This is a genomic window from Salinimonas sediminis (assembly GCF_003429285.1).
Classification (GTDB): domain Bacteria; phylum Pseudomonadota; class Gammaproteobacteria; order Enterobacterales; family Alteromonadaceae; genus Alteromonas; species Alteromonas indica.
Genome location: NZ_CP031769.1, coordinates 2,956,114 through 2,976,192 on the forward strand (window position 1 = coordinate 2,956,114; position 20,079 = coordinate 2,976,192).

The 20,079-nt window shown below is 49.8% G+C and carries 23 protein-coding genes; 8 read left to right on the forward strand and 15 right to left on the reverse strand.

Going from position 1 to position 20,079, the window contains the following annotated elements:
• Positions 1–40 precede the first annotated feature (40 nt).
• The 4 genes from D0Y50_RS13105 to rpoE all read right to left on the reverse strand — a co-directional run bounded on the left by D0Y50_RS13105 (position 41) and on the right by rpoE (position 2,956).
• The gene (locus D0Y50_RS13105) at positions 41–511 is read right to left on the reverse strand and encodes a SoxR reducing system RseC family protein (RefSeq protein WP_108566050.1); all 471 of its coding nucleotides are present in this window, start codon (positions 509–511) and stop codon (positions 41–43) included.
• Positions 511–1,707, reverse strand: a complete 1,197-nt coding sequence (locus D0Y50_RS13110) for a MucB/RseB C-terminal domain-containing protein (protein WP_232366259.1) — start codon at positions 1,705–1,707, stop codon at positions 511–513. Before D0Y50_RS13110 ends, D0Y50_RS13105 begins: the two co-directional genes overlap by 1 nt.
• 7 nt (positions 1,708–1,714) lie before the next feature.
• The gene (locus D0Y50_RS13115) at positions 1,715–2,302 is read right to left on the reverse strand and encodes a sigma-E factor negative regulatory protein (RefSeq protein WP_117317336.1); all 588 of its coding nucleotides are present in this window, start codon (positions 2,300–2,302) and stop codon (positions 1,715–1,717) included.
• Between the two features lie 75 nt (positions 2,303–2,377).
• Positions 2,378–2,956: an RNA polymerase sigma factor RpoE gene (gene rpoE / locus D0Y50_RS13120; RefSeq protein ID WP_108566048.1), complete on the reverse strand. Its 579-nt coding sequence runs from the start codon at positions 2,954–2,956 to the stop codon at positions 2,378–2,380.
• Positions 2,957–3,154: 198 nt separating this feature from the next.
• Here rpoE and nadB point away from each other — a divergent pair, with 198 nt between their 5' ends.
• Entirely contained in the window at positions 3,155–4,819 is a 1,665-nt protein-coding gene (nadB, locus tag D0Y50_RS13125) for an L-aspartate oxidase (RefSeq protein WP_117317338.1), read from the forward strand.
• Between the two features lie 4 nt (positions 4,820–4,823).
• Here the strand turns inward: nadB and D0Y50_RS13130 are convergent, their stop codons facing one another.
• Genes D0Y50_RS13130 through D0Y50_RS13140 form a run of 3 tightly spaced genes read right to left on the reverse strand, consistent with a single transcriptional unit; the run spans position 4,824 to position 6,412 of the window.
• Positions 4,824–5,684, reverse strand: coding sequence for a MaoC/PaaZ C-terminal domain-containing protein (locus D0Y50_RS13130; RefSeq protein ID WP_108566046.1), 861 nt, complete (start codon positions 5,682–5,684; stop codon positions 4,824–4,826).
• A gap of 10 nt (positions 5,685–5,694) precedes the next feature.
• Positions 5,695–6,174 (reverse strand): protein YgfX, encoded by a 480-nt coding sequence (locus tag D0Y50_RS13135; protein ID WP_117317341.1) that lies wholly within the window; start codon positions 6,172–6,174, stop codon positions 5,695–5,697.
• Positions 6,161–6,412 carry an FAD assembly factor SdhE gene (locus D0Y50_RS13140; protein ID WP_108566044.1) on the reverse strand — a complete coding sequence of 84 codons (252 nt, stop codon included), beginning with the start codon at positions 6,410–6,412 and terminating at the stop codon, positions 6,161–6,163. Before D0Y50_RS13140 ends, D0Y50_RS13135 begins: the two co-directional genes overlap by 14 nt.
• A gap of 157 nt (positions 6,413–6,569) precedes the next feature.
• Between D0Y50_RS13140 and ygfZ the strand changes: the two genes are divergently transcribed.
• Positions 6,570–7,571: a tRNA-modifying protein YgfZ gene (ygfZ, locus tag D0Y50_RS13145; RefSeq protein WP_117317343.1), complete on the forward strand. Its 1,002-nt coding sequence runs from the start codon at positions 6,570–6,572 to the stop codon at positions 7,569–7,571.
• A 57-nt stretch (positions 7,572–7,628) separates the two neighbouring features.
• Positions 7,629–8,141, forward strand: a complete 513-nt coding sequence (locus tag D0Y50_RS13150; protein ID WP_108566042.1) for an FKBP-type peptidyl-prolyl cis-trans isomerase — start codon at positions 7,629–7,631, stop codon at positions 8,139–8,141.
• Positions 8,142–8,199: 58 nt separating this feature from the next.
• Here D0Y50_RS13150 and D0Y50_RS13155 read toward each other — a convergent pair whose 3' ends face one another.
• Positions 8,200–8,538 carry a P-II family nitrogen regulator gene (locus D0Y50_RS13155; protein ID WP_108566135.1) on the reverse strand — a complete coding sequence of 113 codons (339 nt, stop codon included), beginning with the start codon at positions 8,536–8,538 and terminating at the stop codon, positions 8,200–8,202.
• A gap of 7 nt (positions 8,539–8,545) precedes the next feature.
• A complete protein-coding gene (gene nadE, locus D0Y50_RS13160) occupies positions 8,546–9,385 on the reverse strand; it encodes an ammonia-dependent NAD(+) synthetase (protein WP_108566041.1) in 840 nt (279 codons plus the stop codon).
• A 228-nt stretch (positions 9,386–9,613) separates the two neighbouring features.
• Here nadE and D0Y50_RS13165 point away from each other — a divergent pair, with 228 nt between their 5' ends.
• Positions 9,614–10,171: a GspH/FimT family pseudopilin gene (locus D0Y50_RS13165; protein WP_108566040.1), complete on the forward strand. Its 558-nt coding sequence runs from the start codon at positions 9,614–9,616 to the stop codon at positions 10,169–10,171.
• Positions 10,172–10,234: 63 nt separating this feature from the next.
• Here D0Y50_RS13165 and D0Y50_RS13170 read toward each other — a convergent pair whose 3' ends face one another.
• Positions 10,235–10,597, reverse strand: coding sequence for a type IV pilin protein (locus D0Y50_RS13170; RefSeq protein ID WP_108566134.1), 363 nt, complete (start codon positions 10,595–10,597; stop codon positions 10,235–10,237).
• Between the two features lie 89 nt (positions 10,598–10,686).
• Here D0Y50_RS13170 and D0Y50_RS13175 point away from each other — a divergent pair, with 89 nt between their 5' ends.
• Genes D0Y50_RS13175 through D0Y50_RS13190 form a run of 4 tightly spaced genes read left to right on the forward strand, consistent with a single transcriptional unit; the run spans position 10,687 to position 13,416 of the window.
• Positions 10,687–11,214: a GspH/FimT family pseudopilin gene (locus D0Y50_RS13175; protein ID WP_117317345.1), complete on the forward strand. Its 528-nt coding sequence runs from the start codon at positions 10,687–10,689 to the stop codon at positions 11,212–11,214.
• Positions 11,208–11,816 carry a hypothetical protein gene (locus D0Y50_RS13180; protein ID WP_108566038.1) on the forward strand — a complete coding sequence of 203 codons (609 nt, stop codon included), beginning with the start codon at positions 11,208–11,210 and terminating at the stop codon, positions 11,814–11,816. Before D0Y50_RS13175 ends, D0Y50_RS13180 begins: the two co-directional genes overlap by 7 nt.
• Entirely contained in the window at positions 11,816–12,898 is a 1,083-nt protein-coding gene (locus D0Y50_RS13185) for a hypothetical protein (protein WP_117317347.1), read from the forward strand. Before D0Y50_RS13180 ends, D0Y50_RS13185 begins: the two co-directional genes overlap by 1 nt.
• Positions 12,895–13,416 carry a hypothetical protein gene (locus tag D0Y50_RS13190; protein ID WP_108566036.1) on the forward strand — a complete coding sequence of 174 codons (522 nt, stop codon included), beginning with the start codon at positions 12,895–12,897 and terminating at the stop codon, positions 13,414–13,416. The genes D0Y50_RS13185 and D0Y50_RS13190 overlap by 4 nt, the downstream gene beginning before the upstream one ends.
• 18 nt (positions 13,417–13,434) lie before the next feature.
• Here D0Y50_RS13190 and D0Y50_RS13195 read toward each other — a convergent pair whose 3' ends face one another.
• From D0Y50_RS13195 to D0Y50_RS13215, 5 genes are read right to left on the reverse strand one after another with little or no spacing between them, the layout of a single operon-like run.
• Positions 13,435–13,899 (reverse strand): type IV pilin protein, encoded by a 465-nt coding sequence (locus D0Y50_RS13195; protein WP_170145508.1) that lies wholly within the window; start codon positions 13,897–13,899, stop codon positions 13,435–13,437.
• A 15-nt stretch (positions 13,900–13,914) separates the two neighbouring features.
• Positions 13,915–17,985: a PilC/PilY family type IV pilus protein gene (locus D0Y50_RS13200; protein ID WP_117317349.1), complete on the reverse strand. Its 4,071-nt coding sequence runs from the start codon at positions 17,983–17,985 to the stop codon at positions 13,915–13,917.
• Positions 17,986–18,001: 16 nt separating this feature from the next.
• Positions 18,002–18,568: a pilus assembly PilX family protein gene (locus tag D0Y50_RS13205; protein WP_108566034.1), complete on the reverse strand. Its 567-nt coding sequence runs from the start codon at positions 18,566–18,568 to the stop codon at positions 18,002–18,004.
• Positions 18,565–19,410: a PilW family protein gene (locus D0Y50_RS13210; RefSeq protein WP_108566033.1), complete on the reverse strand. Its 846-nt coding sequence runs from the start codon at positions 19,408–19,410 to the stop codon at positions 18,565–18,567. The genes D0Y50_RS13205 and D0Y50_RS13210 overlap by 4 nt, the downstream gene beginning before the upstream one ends.
• A complete protein-coding gene (locus D0Y50_RS13215; protein ID WP_108566032.1) occupies positions 19,407–20,024 on the reverse strand; it encodes a prepilin-type N-terminal cleavage/methylation domain-containing protein in 618 nt (205 codons plus the stop codon). Before D0Y50_RS13215 ends, D0Y50_RS13210 begins: the two co-directional genes overlap by 4 nt.
• Positions 20,025–20,079 lie beyond the last annotated feature (55 nt).

Consider the following 20,079-nt stretch of genomic DNA (forward strand, 5'->3'; position numbering starts at 1 on the left):
GCCTGACGTGAATATACGGCAGGCGGGGACGTAGATAGACTTAAACTGCCGGGTGAGCTTGCGCCGCGGGCGAGAGTACCGCAAGAATAACCGGTTTGAAGCGGCTTTTATCAACTTTTTTCAGATGGCCAGAAATACCCACAAACCCGGCCAGTGTGATAAGCCCCGCCCCCGCCACTACCATAAGTTCATGGCCCCAGCTTAACCACTGCACCGCCTCGGTTAACAGTCCCGCTGACACAACAAATAATATAAGCGGCGCTAAATATAACCACATTGAGGCGCTAAGCAATCCGGCTTCGGGTATTCCCACAGAAACGGTATCACCGACTTTTACAGACATTGGTGTAGCGATATCTAATTGCTGCACTTTTGGCGCTATCGCCCTGGAGATTACCCCAGAGCCGCAATCCTGCTGGGCCTGACAGGTTGAGCAGGTCGATTTTATAGCAGCTTCAACCGTTACAATATCGTTGTTAACGGCTATCACTGTTGCAGTTTCCGTAATCATTAACGTGCTTCTTTCATAGATAACGAATGGGCCATAGCATTGGCTGTTTGCAGGGGAATCTCGCCTACCACAGTAACCTGCGCGGATCCGTTGGTAAAGGTCAGGAAAGTGTTAAGTTCATGCCGCAGCGCTAAATCAGCGCCAATAGCCTGTTTGGCAGGCTGCACATAGACCGACACATCCACCAACCCATCACTGAACATCTTATACTCTACCATTTGCCCGGTGAGCGATAGGCGCCGTACATCCTGGCTTACCTCCACCATGCCTTTAGGTAAATAAGTGACCTGCCAGCTATGCGGAGCCGGCGTACTCTGGCCGCTCGCCATAGGTTGAGGTAACGATGCCTGATTGACTTTTGAAAAATATGGATGGGGCTGTGCGGTCATCGCCATTGAGGTGACCTGAATTTGTTCCAATACATTACCCTGTAAATCCAGGGTATTAAATTTAAGCAACATGCCGGATATTTCATCTAGCCACAACTGATAAGAAAACCGACTGTTATCGCGGCTGATAATACGTAATTGCTGCGCGGTTCTGCCCGATACCCGAGCGCGCCCCACCAACACAAACTCATAGGCTTCACGCAATTGCGTGGGCTGATGCAACAGCTGAGCTGGAATAGGACCATGTATAACGCCTGAACGAACACTATAAGGTGGTACATCCGGTTCAAACACGCTAACGATATTGCCCACTCTGATTTGCTCCTGGCCGGGCCCATTTTGCAAATTTAGCTGCTCCATACTCGTACCGTCCGCCATCACGCCATGGCGCCACAAATAAGGGACAGTTTCCTGGCCGGTACGGGCCTGAACAAACGATACCTGAAAATTCTTGCTGCTTACTACGGTGGCCAGTTTATTCAACCAGTCATTAGCGCTTAGCGCGCTATAATTAGCGACATCAGCTTCATCGGTGCCCGCATCATCAGCATTAGCGGCTGCTGGCCGGTCAGAGGGCGAAATAGTACCAGCTGTGGCATCTTTCTCTACGTTTGTTTGGGTTTGGGTTTGGGTTTGGGTTTGGGTTTGGGTGGATAGTGGTGAAACTGAAGATATTTCGGTAGCAGATGCCACCATAATCGAAGAGGAAAAAACAACACTAAGACACAGGTAAGCCGGTTTCAAAAGGCATAAATCAGACGTCCGGGTTACCCGCCCGGACCTCTTGTTATTATATGATACTTTCATTCAGTCTCTATTGCGCTTCAGGCTGACTGCCCTGCTCCTGTTCAGCTTCGACCGCCGACTGCTTAAGTTTAACCTGCTGCTCATGATCTGAAATCAACGCATTAATTTTGCGCTTTTTCTCCATCATCGTCGCCATATCATTTCTTGATACCGGCCGGGTTTGCTCAAGACTAACCGGCGCAAGCCCTCCTGGGGTACCAATTAACGGGGTTGCTGAACCCATCGGGGCATCTACCGGCGCAGGCGGATTAAATTGTTGCACACCCAAAATAACCGCTACCGCTACAGACGCAGCGACAGCAAGTTGACCTGTTTGCCGGGCAAACGGGGCAACATCGCCAATCACGGGTAAATGTTTCCGGCGTGATTTTTTCGGTGCCATTATCGTCGGCTCGTCAGCCAGTGCCGCGGCTACTTGCGCTGTTATGTCCAGCTCAGGCGACACACTGGCTTCTTGACGAAGGCCACTACGAATAACATGGTACCGGCGCCATTTAGCCTGCAACTCAGGATCCTGCTTAATTGATTGCAGGATGTCATTGCTATTTAGTTCGCCATCCATAAAGGCTGACAATTTTTCTTGCTGTTGCGTCATATAAACAAATCCTGATCAATTCTGATCGAACACCACCTTATCACAGCAGGTTAGTCCGACACATTACAGAAAAGTTCAATTTTCTAACAAGGGTTGCAGAACTTTATCTATTGCTTCCCTGGCCCGAAAAATTCGTGAACGTACCGTCCCTACCGGACAGCCCATCACGTTCGCTATTTCTTCATAACTTAACCCTTCTATTTCACGCAGGGTTATCGCCATGCGCAAATCATCGGGCAGTTTTTCAACAACCCGGAATAAGGTAGTTTCAATCTCACTGGATAACAGACTGCGTTCCGGTGTGGATTGCTCTTTGAGCGCATCACTGCCTTCGTAGTAGTCAGCCTCCTCTGCATCAACATCGCTGGCAGGTGGCTTGCGGCCTTGAGCAACCAAATAATTTTTGGCACTGTTTACCGCGATCCGATAAAGCCAGGTATAAAACGCGCTGTCGCCACGAAAATTGGGCAACGCACGATAGGCTTTAATAAATGCTTCCTGGGTTACATCCGCTACATCGCCAGAATTTTTGACGTAACGTGATACCAAATGCATAACCTTGTGCTGATAACGAGTAACTAGCAGATTGAACGCGTTTTTATCGCCGCTTTGTACTTTTTCAACAATCTGTTGATCGGTCATCTGCTCGCTCATCCGAGCCATATCTCCTGTACTTCCACTTCTCAATAGCTCACATAAGCATTGAAGTAGACTGTGCTTAATTCAAAAAGTTCGGATTATTTCTCGATAAATAACAGTATTCATCGGTTCAATACACACAAGCCCATTGAGTTTTACTGCTCATCCATTAGACTTGCCGAACCTTAGCTTAATGATTATCCGCTAAAATACATGAATTCAGTGTCATCTTCACTATCTTCTGCGCACACCCAGTCTATTGAACATAGCTGTGATGTACTTATTATAGGCAGCGGCGCTGCAGGTTTGAGTCTGGCGCTGAAGCTGGCCGACCATTGTAAAGTTATTGTCCTGAGCAAAAGCGATCGCAACGAAGGCTCTACCCGCTATGCCCAGGGCGGTATTGCCGCTGTTTTTGACGAAACCGACTCGGTCGATGCACACGTCGAAGATACGTTGCAGGCCGGCGCCGGTTTATGCGATGAAGCAGCGGTGCGATTTACCGCCCAGCAAGCTAAATCAGCCCTGACCTGGCTTATTGGGTATGGCGTGCCTTTTGACAAAGAACAAAATGCCCAGGGCGAAGAACGCTATCATCTTACCCGCGAAGGCGGCCATAGCCATCGCCGCATTTTACATGCAGCAGATGCTACCGGCGAAGCGCTACAAATAACGTTGAATGATGCGGTGGCCAACCATCCCAACATTCATTTTTTTGAGCGCTACAACGCCATTGACCTGATACAGTCGCGCCAACGGCCGGGCAGCTGTACGGGGGTTTACGTGTGGAACCGCCAGCGTGAACACGTTGAGGTCATTCGTTCTCGTTTTATCACGCTGGCCACCGGCGGCGGCAGTAAAGTCTATCAGTATACTTCAAACCCGGATGTGTCGAGTGGCGATGGTATTGCCATGGCCTGGCGGGCCGGCTGCCGGGTAGCCAATATGGAATTTAATCAGTTCCACCCTACCTGTTTATACCATCCCGAAGCGCGAAACTTTCTGATTACAGAGGCATTGCGGGGCGAAGGCGCACAATTGTGCCACGCCGATGGTACCCGTTTTATGACAAACTTTGACCCTCGCGGCGATTTAGCCCCGCGGGATATCGTGGCCCGGGCGATTGACTACGAAATGAAGCGGTTGGGGGCAGATTGTATGTATCTGGATATCAGCCACAAACCTGCTGATTTCATCGTTAAGCATTTTCCTAATATTTACCGGCGGTGCCGGGCGTTGGGTATAGATATTACCCGCCAGCCCATTCCGGTGGTGCCCGCCGCGCACTATAGTTGCGGCGGGGTCATGACCGATACCCATGCGCGCACCGACTTAGACAATGTTTACGCCATAGGCGAGGTCGCCTACACAGGCTTACATGGCGCTAACCGTATGGCTTCAAATTCACTGCTGGAATGTGTGGTGTATGCCGCTAGTGCCGCAGAACATATTTTAAGACGGTTAGATATTCATCACGAGATAGAAGATATCGCACCATGGGATGAAAGCCAGGTAACCAATTCTGATGAAGAAGTCATTATTCAACACAATTGGCATGAACTTCGTTTATTCATGTGGGATTACGTGGGAATTGTACGCACCAATAAGCGTTTAGAGCGGGCCTTGCGGCGAATTAATCTGCTAGAACAAGAGATTCAGGAATATTATGCACATTTCAGAGTTTCCAATAACTTACTTGAATTGCGTAACCTGGTGACGGTGGCTGAATTAATTGTGCGTTGTGCAATGGATCGTAAAGAAAGTCGCGGGCTCCACTTTAATCTTGATTATCCAGAAGCAATGGACAACCCGCTGCCCACCATATTAAAACCCTCAGCCAGCCGGACGCAAAACACCCCCGGCGTACTAGGCACCTAGAACGTTACGCTCCAGTTTGAATGACGCCGCTGATATGCGGCGCACTTAGCTTGTTATCAGTAAGCCAGAATTGCTGCTGGCCTGCTTGAGCCTGCGAAAAGCAGCGCGCCGTGCCCGGCAACCGGAGGGGTTTGATAAACTCACACTGTATAGCCGTGCCAGCGGCATGCTGCCAATCTGGCAGATGGCTTAACATGCTGGCAAGCGACCACATTCCATGCGCAATCGCCCGTGAAAAGCCAAACGCAGAAGCGCTAACCCGGCTAAGGTGAATGGGGTTATAGTCGCCCGATACTCGCGCATACTGGCGTCCAATATTGCGCGTAGCGACGATAGCGGCATGCTCGGTGGCTTGCGCTGGAAGCGCCCATTGATACGTCTGCTTAGGCGGTTTTGCCGGGGCGACATGGGGCGCCTTTACCCGTACCAAATAGCGTGAAACCGCTTCATATACCACTCGCTTATCCTGTTTAGCTTTAACTTTTAAATCCACTTCCCAGCCTCTTTTATGCGGCCTTACATCAGCATAGCTGGCTAACAGCTGAATCTCAGCATGATTATCGATGGTATCAACAAGGGTTATCTGATTGGCTCGATGCACCAGGCCCAGTACCGGAAACGGGCTGGTCGCTGTGGTCAGGCATTTAAGTTGTAGCGGCAAACTTACCATTTGCAGATAACACGGATGTAATGCCTGTTCTGCTGGCCAGTTAATTAATCGACAATAACGCTGGTAATGCTGCGGTGCTATCAATAGGGTTCGGTGATACTCACAGCTAGGTAATGCGGGTGACTTAAACTGGCTTAACCGGGCCTTATCCGCTTTTTGGGTCAAGGCAGAAAAATAAAGAGGGAGTAAGTTCATAATGGGTTATTCAAATTGAAGAATTGAGAGAACAAGGCTTGCTGCTAAGGTGAATGATAGTGCGGGCCAAACGCCGATAATTCGTTTGGGTGCATTCACCACGTAATATCCAGCAGTAGTGACTGCGGCCAGCAACCACCTCGTCAGCGCCCGTAGAAAAGTGCAAATACATGCCTATAGGGGTTAAACGCGAAGCGGGAGTAAGCAACCAGACCGGCGCGTCGCTCAGGTGATCTACCTGTCGCGCTTGTTGCCAGTGGCCCCTATCGTCCGCCAATACAAAAGTCTGAATAGGACAAGGTTGGGCTCGATGCCACCGAGTATATAACCCTGCCCCGATCAATAATATTACCAGCGTATGCCAGGTTTGCAGGTAACTCCACACCGCCTCGTGTAGCGCCAGTATACACAGTACCAGCGCACCGGCAGGCAGCAGCCAACACCAGCGGCGCAGCGGGTGCGGGGTAAGAATAAACCTAAACTTTGACACGGCCCAGGATGTGCTGAACCATTGCCGCCAGCTCAGGATCTTCACACTTTTGATGGCCCATAAACCACGCAAACAAGTCAGGATCATCGCTGGTTAACAAACGTTCAAAGGTCTCCTGTTCGGCAAAACTCAGCTGGTCAAAGCCGGTTTCCACGAAAGGCAGAAATAACACATCAAGTTCAAGCATGCCACGTCGGCACGCCCATTTTAACCGCGCACGTCTTTTGGGTGAAAACATAAACCACAACACCTTGCATAAATTATGACGGCTACTATAACACGTTGAAACAAACCGAATCACTGACCTTTTTACCGATTTTTGCGCGCTTTCCCTTGGTTCTTGCAGGTTCACCCCAACACTTAGCATATCGAAAAAGTTAAAGGTGGTTTTGTATATGAATTTGCCAGCCAGACTCAGCGAACTTGCTGATAGTTTTGTTATTCCTTTGGAACACTATGGGTTAATTAGTGTGACCGGGGAGGAAAAGGAAAGCTATTTGCATGGCCAGCTCACCGTAGACATTAATAAATTGTCTGCCGGGCAGGCACGCCGTTCTGCGCATTGTGATTTCAAAGGCAAAACCTGGTCTTTACAGAATGTGGTGCGGTATGACCAGCAAATATTGTTGAGTCTGCCGAAAGAGGTGTTGGATATCAGCCTGGCCCAGTTGAATAAGTACGGGGTGTTTTCTAAAGTTGATATTGTCGATGCCAGCGACTCGTTACATCAAGTAGCGTTTCGTGGTACATCCGCCTGCCAGTGGTTCACTGACGCCGGTATTGCTATGCCGGCAGAGCCACTGGGGGTAACCGCTTATGACAACGGCGTGGTTATCCGGCTGGATCGCCCAGATGATGTATTTATGGCTATCTTACCTGCCAAAGATGCAGCGGCGCTGGCAACCTTTGCCCAACAACATGATGCTATCGCTGTGTATGCTGCAGGTGTATTTGAGGCGCTGTCGATTGAGCAAGGCATACCGCAATTTGGCGCGGCTCACAGCAATGAATATGTGCCGCAAATGATGAACGTGCAGGCGTTGCAGGGTATTGATTTTAGTAAAGGGTGTTACATGGGCCAGGAGGTTGTAGCCCGCACCCGCTATTTAGGCAGAAACAAACGTGCAGCTTATGTATTTAAGCTGGAGGCTGGTGTTTCAATTAAGCCAGATGCTATCGTAGAAAAACAGCTCGGGGAAAACTGGCGCCGGGGTGGAGCCATTATACGTCAGGCAACACTGGGCCAAGAGACCTGGTTACTGGCGGTACTTAATAATGATACCACCCAGGACGATGTGTTCCGTTTGGCTGATGCTCCGGAGCATCTGTTTAGTGTGCAACCACTACCCTATTCTATCGATGAACCAAAAGGTAACGAGCGTGTTCGGCCGGGTTAGCGGCCGTATCGCAAAATTCACGGCAGGAAGACTGCCAGTAAAAATTCAGGAATCATTATGACTATAACTTCAGACAGTGTAGTAACGCTTCATTATACCGTATCTGCTCAAGACGGTACCCAACTGGACTCATCCGTCGGCAAAGAGCCACTCACTGTTCTGCTGGGTAAGCGTTTTTTGATTGAAGGTCTTGAAGACGCGCTTGAAGGTAAAGATAAAGGCGACCAGTTCAAGGTTTCAGTAGAGCCCGATAAAGCCTACGGCCAACGGGTAGACGAACTGGTACAGCAGGTACCACGTAGTATGTTCGATGGTATGGACGTTGAAGTTGGTATGTCGTTCAGAGCAACGACTGACCAGGGCGAGCAATCTGTGATGGTTATCGATACCTCAGAAGAACATGTGGTTATTGATGGCAACCATCCATTAGCGGGTGTTCCTCTTTCATTTGAAGTGGAAGTTGTAGATGTACGCGAACCCACCCAGGAAGAGCTGGACCATGGTCATGCCCACGGTCCGGGTTCTGGTCATGACCACGGCCATGACCAAGGTCAGGAACAGCAGCAATAAAAAAAGAAGGGCCGTAAACGGCCCTTTTTCTTGTTAATATATTAGCCTTCGCGTTAATTTACAGCGCTTCTTCGTTGGTCTCGCCTGTACGAATACGCAGTGCGCTTTCGACGTTATAGACAAACACCTTGCCGTCACCTATCTTGCCGGTGTTCGCAGCCTGTTGAATCGCTTCTACAGCCTGTTCCACCAGTTCATCGCCAATAATAATTTCCAGCTTAATTTTGGGCAGAAAGTCCACCTGATATTCGGCGCCCCGGTATAATTCCGTGTGGCCTTTTTGCCGACCAAATCCCTTAACCTCAGTTACGGTCATACCCGCTATACCGACATCGGCTAGCGCTTCACGCACATCGTCCATTTTGAACGGTTTAATTATTGCTTCTATCTTTTTCATCTGGCCATCACTCTTCATCATAAATTGTGGGTATCGGCACACGTTTATGTTGCGTACGCTGATATATTGTCAGTAACTTCTCGGCAACGTGGTCTGCCACATCCTTACCCTCAAGAAAATCGTCTATCTGGTCGTAGCTCAGTCCTAAAGCGTCTTCATCGGCCTTTTGTGGGCTAAGGGTTTCCAGGTCAGCTGTAGGCGCTTTACTCACTACGCCTGGGGGCGCCCCTAGATAGCTGGCTAACTGGCGAACCTGACGCTTATTCAGGCCGAACAAAGGAGCTAAGTCGCAAGCGCCATCCCCAAATTTTGTATAAAAACCGGTGATATTTTCCGCTGAGTGGTCGGTCCCTAACACTAACCCGTTCGTCATACCTGCAATTTCATATTGAATGATCATACGGGTACGGGCTTTTACATTACCTTTCACAAAATCCTGGGTAGCAGGATCCTCAGGCAGCAAGTCTGCGCTGGATAATGCCGCGGCGGTAGCCTCATGAATACTATCAGTGCCGGGCTGGACATTCACACTAACGTGCTTGGTTGGCTGAATAAAATCAATCGATAACATCGCATCAGCTTCGTCGGCCTGGGTATTGTATGGCAAGCGTACTGCAATAAACTGATACCGTTGATCAGTCTGTTCTGCATTGAGCTCATCCACAGCCAGTTGGGCTAAACGGCCCAGAGTACAAGAATCGATACCACCTGAAATACCCAGTACTAAGGAGGACAGGCCAGCCTGAGTGAGCTGTTGTTTAATGAAGCCCACGCGCCGCGCTACCTCGTGTGCGCAATCAATCTGCGGCAGTACTTTCATTTCATCAATAACGGCTTGTTTTTGCATTTTTTATCCAATTTGTCTAACGACGTCCTGAAGGTGAGTTTACTGTATAGGAAAAGCGCTGTCAGCTTGGCTCAGCGCGTCTTCGCAGCTGACTATCCGCATTGCCTGTACTGTTGTTTATTGTGTTGGTTATTAATTACTAGATTGGGGCAAATAAAAACATACCCAAGCCTATCTGAAATTTGTTTACGCTAACAGTATGATAAACGATGAATATAAGCTTCTGTTATGGCCAAAACAATAAATAAACAACGTGGCTTGACGCTGGTGGAACTAATGATAACCATCGCTATTGCAGCGATTCTTATGACTATAGGCGCCCCGGGTATTTCATCTATGCTACAACAAAACAGAATTATCGCTGATATAAATAATTTAAGTGCTGTAGCCAGAGCAGCGCGCTTTTCCGCGGTAGACGAAGGCTCTAATGTTGTACTGTGTCCAACCAAAGATTACAACAGCTGTACCGGTAGCTGGCAGGAAGGAAAAATGGCCTTTATTGATAGCAATAGCAACGGTAACCGAGAAAACGGGGAAGCTATGATAGCCGCGGTAGATCAAGTCAGTGGCACTAGTACAGTAAGCGGCATCAGTGGCACTTTAACGTTTCGGCCAGATGGCTCTATCAGCAACCAGGCTGCCATTGTTGTGTGTCCCACCAGCGGCGATGCAAAACAGGCCTCGGCGTTAATTCTTTCTTTATTCGGCCGGATTGCGGTGGCGGTTGATAGTAACGATGATGGTATCAAGGAAAACGCAGCAGGGGCGAATATCAGCTGTAGTTAGCCGCGTTTCGTCAGAAGCTGGGAGGAGCTAGCATTAACCATTACTGTCATTTGTGGCACGCTACTATTCCCAACATTCCAGGGGATGGCGGGCAAAGGTATGGTCAATACTTACCTGCGCGCACGCCGCGTCTGCTTGTTTATTACTAGCCACCAGTTTATAGCTTTGGGGCCCGACATTTTCAAAGCTGATACGGTAATGGGCTGAGGCCGGAACGCTTAGGGCGGTTAACTTGGCATAAGTATTATGACTTAGCCGGTATTTTTCCTGTTCGCTTTGTAATGCCAGCAATTCAAGCTGAATATTCTGTAACCTGCTTTTATTAATAAAATACTGATAACTGGGAATAGCCAGCGCTGCCAGTATTCCCGCAATAGCTAATGCAATCACCATATCCAGTAACGTAAAGCCTGAATGCCTTTGCATGTAAATTCCTACCTTCTGTACAGCTTTTTATACTGCTTTTATTCCTTACCATACCAACAGATTAACAACATTTTAAGGGCGAGTTCGCTGTGCTTAAGAACAGATTATTCACCAGTACCGGAGCCGGCTTACTGGAGTTACTGATTGTAATGGCGCTTATTATACTGCTTATTTTCACAGCCTTACCCCGCTATAGCAACTGGCATTTACAGAACAAGGTAAAACAACAGGCCAATCAATTAGTACTGCTATTGCGCCATGCACAGATGCTGGCAGTCACGCAGGCCTCGCCGGTATTTGTTCAGTTTTCCATGGCCGGGCACGGTTGTGCCATTGTCAGCTATTTACCAGACTGTTCTTGTATCCGCGACACAGCTTGCGCGGTGTATTCCAGTCGTGAACGCGGCGTTTTTTCGGCCAATAGCTCCCTGATGTTCAGTAGTTATGGCGTGGCAAAGGCATTGGTGTTTCAGCCCCTTCACGCCTTGAGTATGGGCCACGCAGGCACTCTGTTAATCGGCCATGGCGCGGTGCAGATTAAGGTCATTATTAATAACCTGGGGCGAATCAGGTTATGCGCCCCGGCCGAACATATCAATGGTATTGCGTCATGCTAGCCGCACGAGGCTATACCCTGGTAAGTATAATGGTAGGTTTAACGCTAAGCGCTCTGCTATTGACCGGCGCGCTGCAATGGGCGCGCCACACGCTGCTATTGCATCAACACTTACTGCTGACCATGCGCATGGAAAATGAACTAGCGCGGTTGCTTCAACTGATAACTACTGAGTTGCGGCGCGCCGGCTACGATGCGCAGGCTGCGGCGCGCCTGCTGAACCAACAACCGCGCAGCGACAGCCCGTTTGTACCGGCATTGGCGGTAAACAGTTATCCAGGAGAAGTTGCGCACAGCTGCATTTTATTTCACTACGACAAAAACCAAAACGGGCGGCTTGATGGTCACGCGCCGGCTGAACAATTAGGTTTCAGGCTACACGATGGCACCGTGGAATACCGCGTAGATGGTCGCCTGTGTCACCACAGCGGCTGGCACGATTTAACCTCAAAAAGTGTGCTTACTATTACTGACTTGCAGTTTTCAGCTACCGCATCCCAACCCGGAGCGGGTGCCATGAACATAGTTATTTCTGCCCACGCTGCCGGATTACCTGAGAACACCCGAACTCACCAGCGTAATGTGATGATAAGGAATTATTGATGAGGCACGATCAACACGGTTTTATGTTGCTGGTCCCAGTAGTCATTTTGCTCATTATGGTGACCGGCAGTGCGGCGCTTATTGTCGAATCTACCAGCCTGCAAACCCGGCTTAGCCGCCAATTAAGAGAGCTTGAACAACAGCAGGTAGAACTAGACAACGCATTAAACAGAGCGATTTTACTGACTGAACATATTGATCCGGAGGCTGCGATAACCGAATACCAGATTACCGGCGGCACGGTAAGGCTGGTTGAACAAGTCATCACCCGCGATGCGCGCCTATTACACTATGCGCTGGCAGCTAACAGCAGCCTTCCGGCTAACCTTGCGGCCCGGTTGTCGGTGGTCCGCTATAGCCTGCTCACGTCTGTACCAGCTGCCGCCCTGATGCTTAATTCAAGTTGGCCGGCAACGGCCCATTTACACCTACAGTATACGCGCGCCGACGCCACCCCGCTGGCCTCAGTATGGAGCTCAAGTGACTTCGAGTTACCTGCCATCGGCACGATTTGCCAAACAGCTTCGGTCGCCGCAACCTCGTGTGACAGTATACCATCAAGCCATGTTGGCGAGGTAACAAGCGATATTGAAGACAGCGGTATCTACGCTAATGCCACCGATTACCCCAAAGCCGTCCTGGCCGCGTTATTTTACCCCGCCATGAGCGGGCTTACACAATTACAGCAAGCCAGTACATTACATCGTAATTGTCATGGCTTAAACGCCCACAGTGCCGGCATATATTATATCCAGGGAGACTGTACCCTGCGGGCCGGCCAGGTTGTTGGCACAGTCGAGGCACCGATAGTATTACTGGTAGCGGGAGAAACATTAGTACTGGAAGAAAACAGCCTGATCAACGGCTTGGTGATCGGTGTTCATGCCGAGGCAGAGCGGGCGTTAACCATAACTTCAGCCTCTACCGCGTGGCTGGATGGCGCATTGGTGTTAACCCGCCCGCTCGCGCCGACCTCGTCGGTCAGGCTTCGGTATCACCCCGCTATGCTACTTAGCTTACAGCGCAGTCAGTCAATGCAACGCAGTCAACCGGTGGCGGGTAGTTGGAGAGATTTTGAATGAAACATCAGGCAGGCCTGGGGCTGGTGGAATGTCTTATTGCCAGTACTTTACTTATCAGCGGCGCGATGATGATAATGACGCTACAACTGCAATCGCGTGAACAGTTAGCGGTACAGGAAACCCAACGCTTTCTTACCCACCAGCAAGACCAACTACAAACCCGGTTACAGCAGGTTTTACAAGTGCTACCGCGACTCTCAGGGTCTACCGATCTTGCAGACGAGCTGGCCGAGCAAATAGCCCCCCTCAACCGGGAGGTGGTGCGAAATGCCGTGGCTATTACCGCCAACGTCACGTTTAGTATTGAATACTGGGCATTTTCTATCGAGGCCGATAACGCCGCCCAACGCCCTGCCCTGGCGGCCACGGGTAACGGTATTAGCCTACACTGTACGTACAGTGCTACGACAGCATCGACCTACCAGACTAGCCGCGTAAGTTTTGTGCAAAGTCACCACGGCTCGCCCCCTTATGCGGATCAATTAAAATTAAATACCCTGCGGGTTGATACCTGGTAAGCGGTCAATTAGAAAGCGCTAACACGACCAGCACCATTCGTTTGCATCAATATTACCGCTATTGTTCTCATCCCAGGCTTTGCGCCCGTCACTGAAATAAAACAAATTGCCGTTGCCCGCTTGAGGGGTTCCCGCTACCGGCGTGGCGCGTATAGTAAAGCTCTGGCCGTCTGCACTGTCTATAGTAAGGTTATAGCGGCGCTTGGCAAGCGGTTCGGAGGCCGGGGAATGGGTAGCAAAAATGGCCGGAGCACCGGTATCTGCGCTTCCTGTGGCGGCGCCCTGATACGAAAAACCGCCGCTGTGATGGCGTTCCATCGCTGAGGCTAACGCCATAAGATCAGCCTGACCGGTACTGCGATAGCTACTGACCATAACCGATTGGTATGACGGGTAAGCTATTGCCGCGATGATGCTGACTATAGCCACCACAATCATTAATTCTATTAGGGTAAAACCCTGGTGTAAAAAAGGTTTTTTCACCGTCTAGGCTCCATTTTACTCGCGTTCAATTTCAGACTGCCAACTTTCGTGTATCACCCGTTCAAAGCGCCCGTAGATATTTTGCATCAGGCAGGAAAATGTCGAGCCACAGTCTTTTTCGCTTCCATCTGCATTGGTTTCGATAACCGCTGAGGCGCACTCGGTGCCCAGACACACGACGGGGGTGGTTATTTCTTCAATCAACACCCGGGTTTCCGGAGCAATACCACTTTGACTCAAATCGGCATAGCGATCGTGGTGATCCAGTTCATTGTTTTGGTTAAGATCGTCCACCGCATTCGCATTGATCAGATTTACCAGGTAAGCACGGCTGTTTCCCGAAGGCGGTGCACAGGCACTGGCAGAGCTTGCGGCGGGTATGTAGCTGGTAAACAGCACGTTGTAATCGATAATCAGCGGCGATGCCAAGATCTTTTCGCCCCCCGTAGTCATCTGTAAGTACCAGCCCTGTTTGCTGGCAAACTGGGATGTTGCCAGCGAACGGGTAGCATCATCAGTACTGGCCAGCGCATGGGAGGTGGCATCGAACATATCAGCTTCGGTAATACCCGTTGTAAAGGTATATAATCCTTCGGTGTCGCGTTTGAACACACCTTTATCTTTGAGCATGTAGAAACGATCGTTAACCTGCGTATTCAACGGGGCCGCGCGCCAGCCGCTACCTAGCGCTACCGCATAGTAAAGTTCATCACCTAAAGCAATTTCAGACACATCCGGACCGTAATAAAAATGCCGGTTATCGGCTTCACTACTGCCACCAAAATCGGCCAGCCGCGCCCCTTTAATTAGATCACTACCGGTCTTTCCATTGTAAATGTCGAAGCGGAACAACTGTCCCCCCATATCCGCTACATACATATGATCAGCTAATGAATCCTGATCGCGGTCAATAACCGATATACGGCCAGGAATGCTATATTGCATAGCGCTTAGATTAAGGTCAGCCTCGCTATTGCTGGCTCGCCATAACAAGTCGCCATTGTCTGCATCGAAAATGAATACCGCATTGCCTTGTGTATCTGCGGTGCGGGCGGGTTTACTGTCATTTTCTTCGCTATAGCCCCCACCCACAATCATCACATTTTTAACCGTGCTGCCAATCTTAATTTTTGTCAGCGTAGGGCGCGACCAGGTCTGTCCCAGCTTTTCCAGCTTGGTATCGCCACCGTTAATGCTATATACCAATTTCGGTGAGGTTTTACTCGTAACATCAAATACGTAGTAATTTCTGCCGCCTCGGCGCATCCCTACATACAGATATAACTTGCTGTCTACTTCGCGCAGTACAATATCGCCATCCAGCCCGTATACGTGGCTGAATGTAGAGTTGTCCTCATAAAAGCTATAAAGATTGGCTAACAGCTCCTTGGGAATAATTGCAAAATTTTCCTCACCGGTTTCGGCATCAAAAGAGTGTAAGAAACCCTGATTAGTGGCTACAAAAATGGCAGAATCAGTGGCTGAGTAATTTACAATTACCGGTTGCGAATGAATAGGATCGCCCATTTGTAAGCGCACATCAGTGGTACTGCCGTCGCCATCGGCATCTTTGATATCAACGCCACGGGTCCATTTGAGCACAGTATCCCGAAGTAATACTGAATCGGTTTTTCCGCCCAGCCCCATATCGTTGACAATAATATTGGTATTGGTTTCCGTTACCTGGTTTGCCGTTTTAACGATGCTCCCCTGGCTGTCAAAAAAGTACATATTGCGGCTGTAGTCAAATAAACTGGCGGCGCCGCCTTCTCTGACATCATTACCGTCAGCCAGTAACGACCAGTAACTATGGGAAGTATCATTGAAATAACCCGAGACGCTGTCAACGGCGTTAAGTCCGTTCTTATCTACAATATTGTTACCATCGAGCCGATATTTTTTCAGGTTTCCGGGCCATAACGTTCCTTCGGCAGGCTTAAACAAGGCAAAATATAGCTCATCGCGGTGGGTAAGCCGGTTTAACTGGTTCACCGCCACCCCGGGCGAAACAAAGGTGGTATTAACATCTTTCACCGAGCGTAAAATAGTGTCAAAAGCATCCAGAAGTTCGCTGCTGTTGTCGGCTTTATAAAAACCACCCCCACCTTGCAGAGCCAGTTTATTTAAAAAGTTATTAGCGGTTGAATTTGCCGCAAAGCCAATGGTGTGGGTCATTACCCGACGATCAATAGCCGAGGCGTCTTTATCGAACAGGTTTTTAACCAAATCCAGCCCGCATTGTTCCCCGCCGCCGCCGGTACAACTGTTAGTGCCTAACAAAGACTGTATTTTAGATACACTGTGGTTATAGTTCGCCTCACCATCTGATAGCAGCACAATATGGTTGTTGGTCTGACACTGTAAATCTGATACTGGAGAAATATAGGTCGCCCCATCCGGGATATACTCAGTGACGCAGTTGTTGCTACTAAGATTATCCTCCGTACACCCGCTATTGCGCACTGGGTCACTACCTACATAGGACGCCCGATGACTTACCCGGGTGCTGCGGCGAACGCTGCTATTGGTGCCACTGCTTCCTCTGGCAAGACCATAGTCTACTGCCCGCCCCCCGTAGTAATTAGTCGCTTCGTATAAAGTATCCACGATGGGGGTAAAACCATTGGCACTTAGCTCATCTATTTTACCCAGTAAGTGTTCACGTACCGTTGATACTTCCCCGGGTACGGCATCGCCTCTGTATTTAATGGTCAGCGTTGGCGCATAGCCTGAACTGCCCTGATAAGATATAGCGCCTTTGTACCCTTTAAAATCATCCAGCACAAAGCCCAGGTCATTGCCGGGCTGCCATCCTCCGCGGCTGGTAACTTCTTCTATAATTTCGCTAAGATCAGGACTTTGGAATGCCTCATACCCGCGAGTCGGAGACATAATCCAATCCACTTTATTGGATGTTTTACTTATTTTTTTCAGTTCATTACGACTATTGCTAAAGGCGGAGACGTCGTTTTGAGCAATCCCGCTGATGCGTGCTGATGCATAATAGTTATAGCTGCTATAGGAGTAGAATGTCAGATAAGCACTTTCAATATCGGCGTCTTTGGCGATATTGACGTTTGTAAAACGCAAGCCTATATAATTGTTGGTATCATCATAGATATCCAACCGAGCGCCAGTACTGTTATTGCCAGAAGTGGTTTCTTCACGATTACTACTGTTACTGTTTATCTGATACTTCATTTGAGAAGCAATACATCCACTCGCCGTGGATTGGTCGTAAGACACCACTAACTGGGCTGACTGATCGGTACCGCTGTCATACGCGTGGGCTTGGCGCGCGCTAGCTGCATCGATACTTGTGGCGTCGAAAATAATGCTAAGTGCCTGGCCACCACACCAGTTATTGCCGTCCACAATTTCCTGAATAATGCTGCTGATATCGGGCGTGGTAGTGATCTCATCACTTACCGGAAACTGGTTTTCGGTTTGCCACTGGATAGCGGTTGCCGTGCGTTGTCGGTCAGATAAGTTATCTCGTTCAGCCGTAAACGATTCACTGTTGTCAGCTAACTCACCCTGGATAATGATATCAGTAGGCGCGGTGTTTAGCTGCGCCGAGGTAAACCGAATATACGCGCTGGTAATGACCGCGCCCTGGGGAATGGCTAAGGATGCAAAGCGTACCGCAGAGACTACGTTGGCAGTGCCCTGGCTAATAACCAGTTTATTATTCGCGATGGTAACGGTGCCGTTTATCTCGCTGGCATCACTATCACCGTCTTTCACTGAGGTAATAATTTCGGGATTTACACTGGTATCAATCCCACGTACCGGGTAAAGCACCGGCCCGCCGAAATCGGAAAAGCGCATTAGCCCTGCGTTGATATCGGTGGCTGAGCCCAAAGCCGTGGATAGCGCTTCTTTTACCCGTAGCATACGCGACTTACCGGTACCGTCCTGCGCTGTCATACTGCCTGATGTATCCATTATAAACAGCACATTAGGCTTATACGTTACCGCTGAGTCAGCGGTGCCCAGATAGATATCCAAATCGTCAGCCAGCGCGGCTGCGCCTATACATAACCATAATGTAAAAAAGCTTATAAACCTTGCCAGCGCCTTCATGGTTTGCCCTATCTCCTTAATTCGATGCCGGTGCCAATACGGCAGCAGAAACGCTATTTGCGATAATTGTGCTGCGGCCATCAACCTGCCCACAGCCCCTCACCACAAACACGTGGCAATTGATATTGCTGCCGCCGATAACATTGCTGGACCCCCGGCATGCTTGCTCTCTGACAAATGCCGTGCGCGACCAGCTGCGGGTTTTTACTTCGCTTTGATAATCACCTGCTGCCACATGGATGGTGTTGGTATTAAGGCCGGCACTGGTCATTTGCCGATTAGTCCATCTGACATTTTCGCGGCAACTGAGTTGCTCAGTCTGCGGATCGTATATATCCCCTTGGCGTGCTTGGGATAAGGGGTCCAGTAGCGCTGCATTGGTTAACAGCACCTCGTCTTCCGATTCGAAAAACACCCCGGCCAAGCCGGCTTCTGCAGCATCAAACGCCAGGCCTGACTGTTGCATCGAGGTCGCCATTTTGCTTTGGTTAAGGCTGCTTGATACAGCACTTACCCCAACAATAGTCAGTGACAATAAAATCAATAGTGCAAATACCAGCACTACGCCTTGTTGGCGTTTCATTGGGCGCTCCTTACAAAGTTTTTCATGTTTCGAAGGGTCAGGGTTTGGCTGAATACCTGACTGTACACATTATCTGGGGTAGTGATGGCCGGTTCGTTCAATACCACCACTTGCGAGCCGGCGATACCGCTGATCTGGCCAGCATCTGAACGAAGCAACACACCAATACGTAAGGCGACGACTTGTTGTGTACCGGCACGGGCTAAGGGGAGCTCGCTGGCGGTAACGTAGCGTACTGCCTGGCCCTGAGATGACGCGCGAATGGCCGTAATGCCATACTGCACCTGAAAGCTCTCCACGTTATCCATTAACGTTACCGCGGCCGCGCTCACGCTGCCTGGGGCCACACCTCGCAGTATGCGTCCATCATAGCCGGTGCAGGTCAAGGCGTTGTTGTTAACCTGATACACATTGACCACATGAAACTCAGTATTGTTGAGATGATCGTGCGTGGCACCGCTACAGTCTGCGGCAGCCAGCAGGTTGACAACCAAGGTATCGTTTGCACCATCGGCGGCCTGGATGCTGCCCAAAGCGGGTAACGCGGGATAATCGCCTACCAGGCCAATTGGACGGTTTTGAATAAAAGCAGATTCGACATGGGTGTCCACTGACTCGTCAATACGTGCCCCAATCTGGTCGTAGCGTCCGGTTTCATGCAGGTCACGGCTAAGCCGGGTAATAATAAAGCGCCCCGACTCCTGTACTTGGGCAATAGCCTGGTTCAAGCCATTAGTGACGCGGCTACTGACCATAATTTGAATAATTCCGCCGGTAATGACCAGCCCCAGCACCAGGGCGATCATCAGCTCAACTAAAGAAAAGCCGGCAGCGCGCTTCATAAGGTAATGTCCTTAAACACACATTCATTAGTTTGCGAGGCTTCGGCATTGCAGCGGGAGATAAGCTGATACTGGCGCTTGTCAGACACCGCCACCGGCCAGGTAAGCGTGACCTGAATGCGCGAACCTGCGCTACAGGTATCTGCATCCGCCGAGTTATTGTCTTCACAACCCACCACGATGCGGGTAGCCGGGTTGGTTTGCACCGCAGCGCACGATAATGCCCACCCTTCATAGCGGGCCATCTGCGCTTCGGTACACTGCGCACCCTCACAATTGGGAATACTGGCAGGACGCGCTAAGCAATGGCATTCATAGGGATCGTTGGCGTCGCAGGAAAGACCGGAAAAGTTATAGGTAGAAGATGCAAAGTAGGTATTGTCAGCCACCATACCGTCGCCGACCACGGCGGGCCGGGCAGCGGTACGTAAGGTTTCGGCCACCTGCTCTGCAACAAATTCAGCTTGTGTACGGCTGATAGCATCGCGGTTTTGGAAAGAGCCAACAAATTGTAAAGAGGCCACGCCCAGCAGCCCGACTGCCAGGACGAATAGGGTGACCAGAATTTCAATCAACCCTACGCCATGTTGTTTAAAGTGCGCGAACTTGCGCATACCCTGCTACTACCTTGTTAAACTTTATCCAACTTATGCTATATCAGCTAAAGAT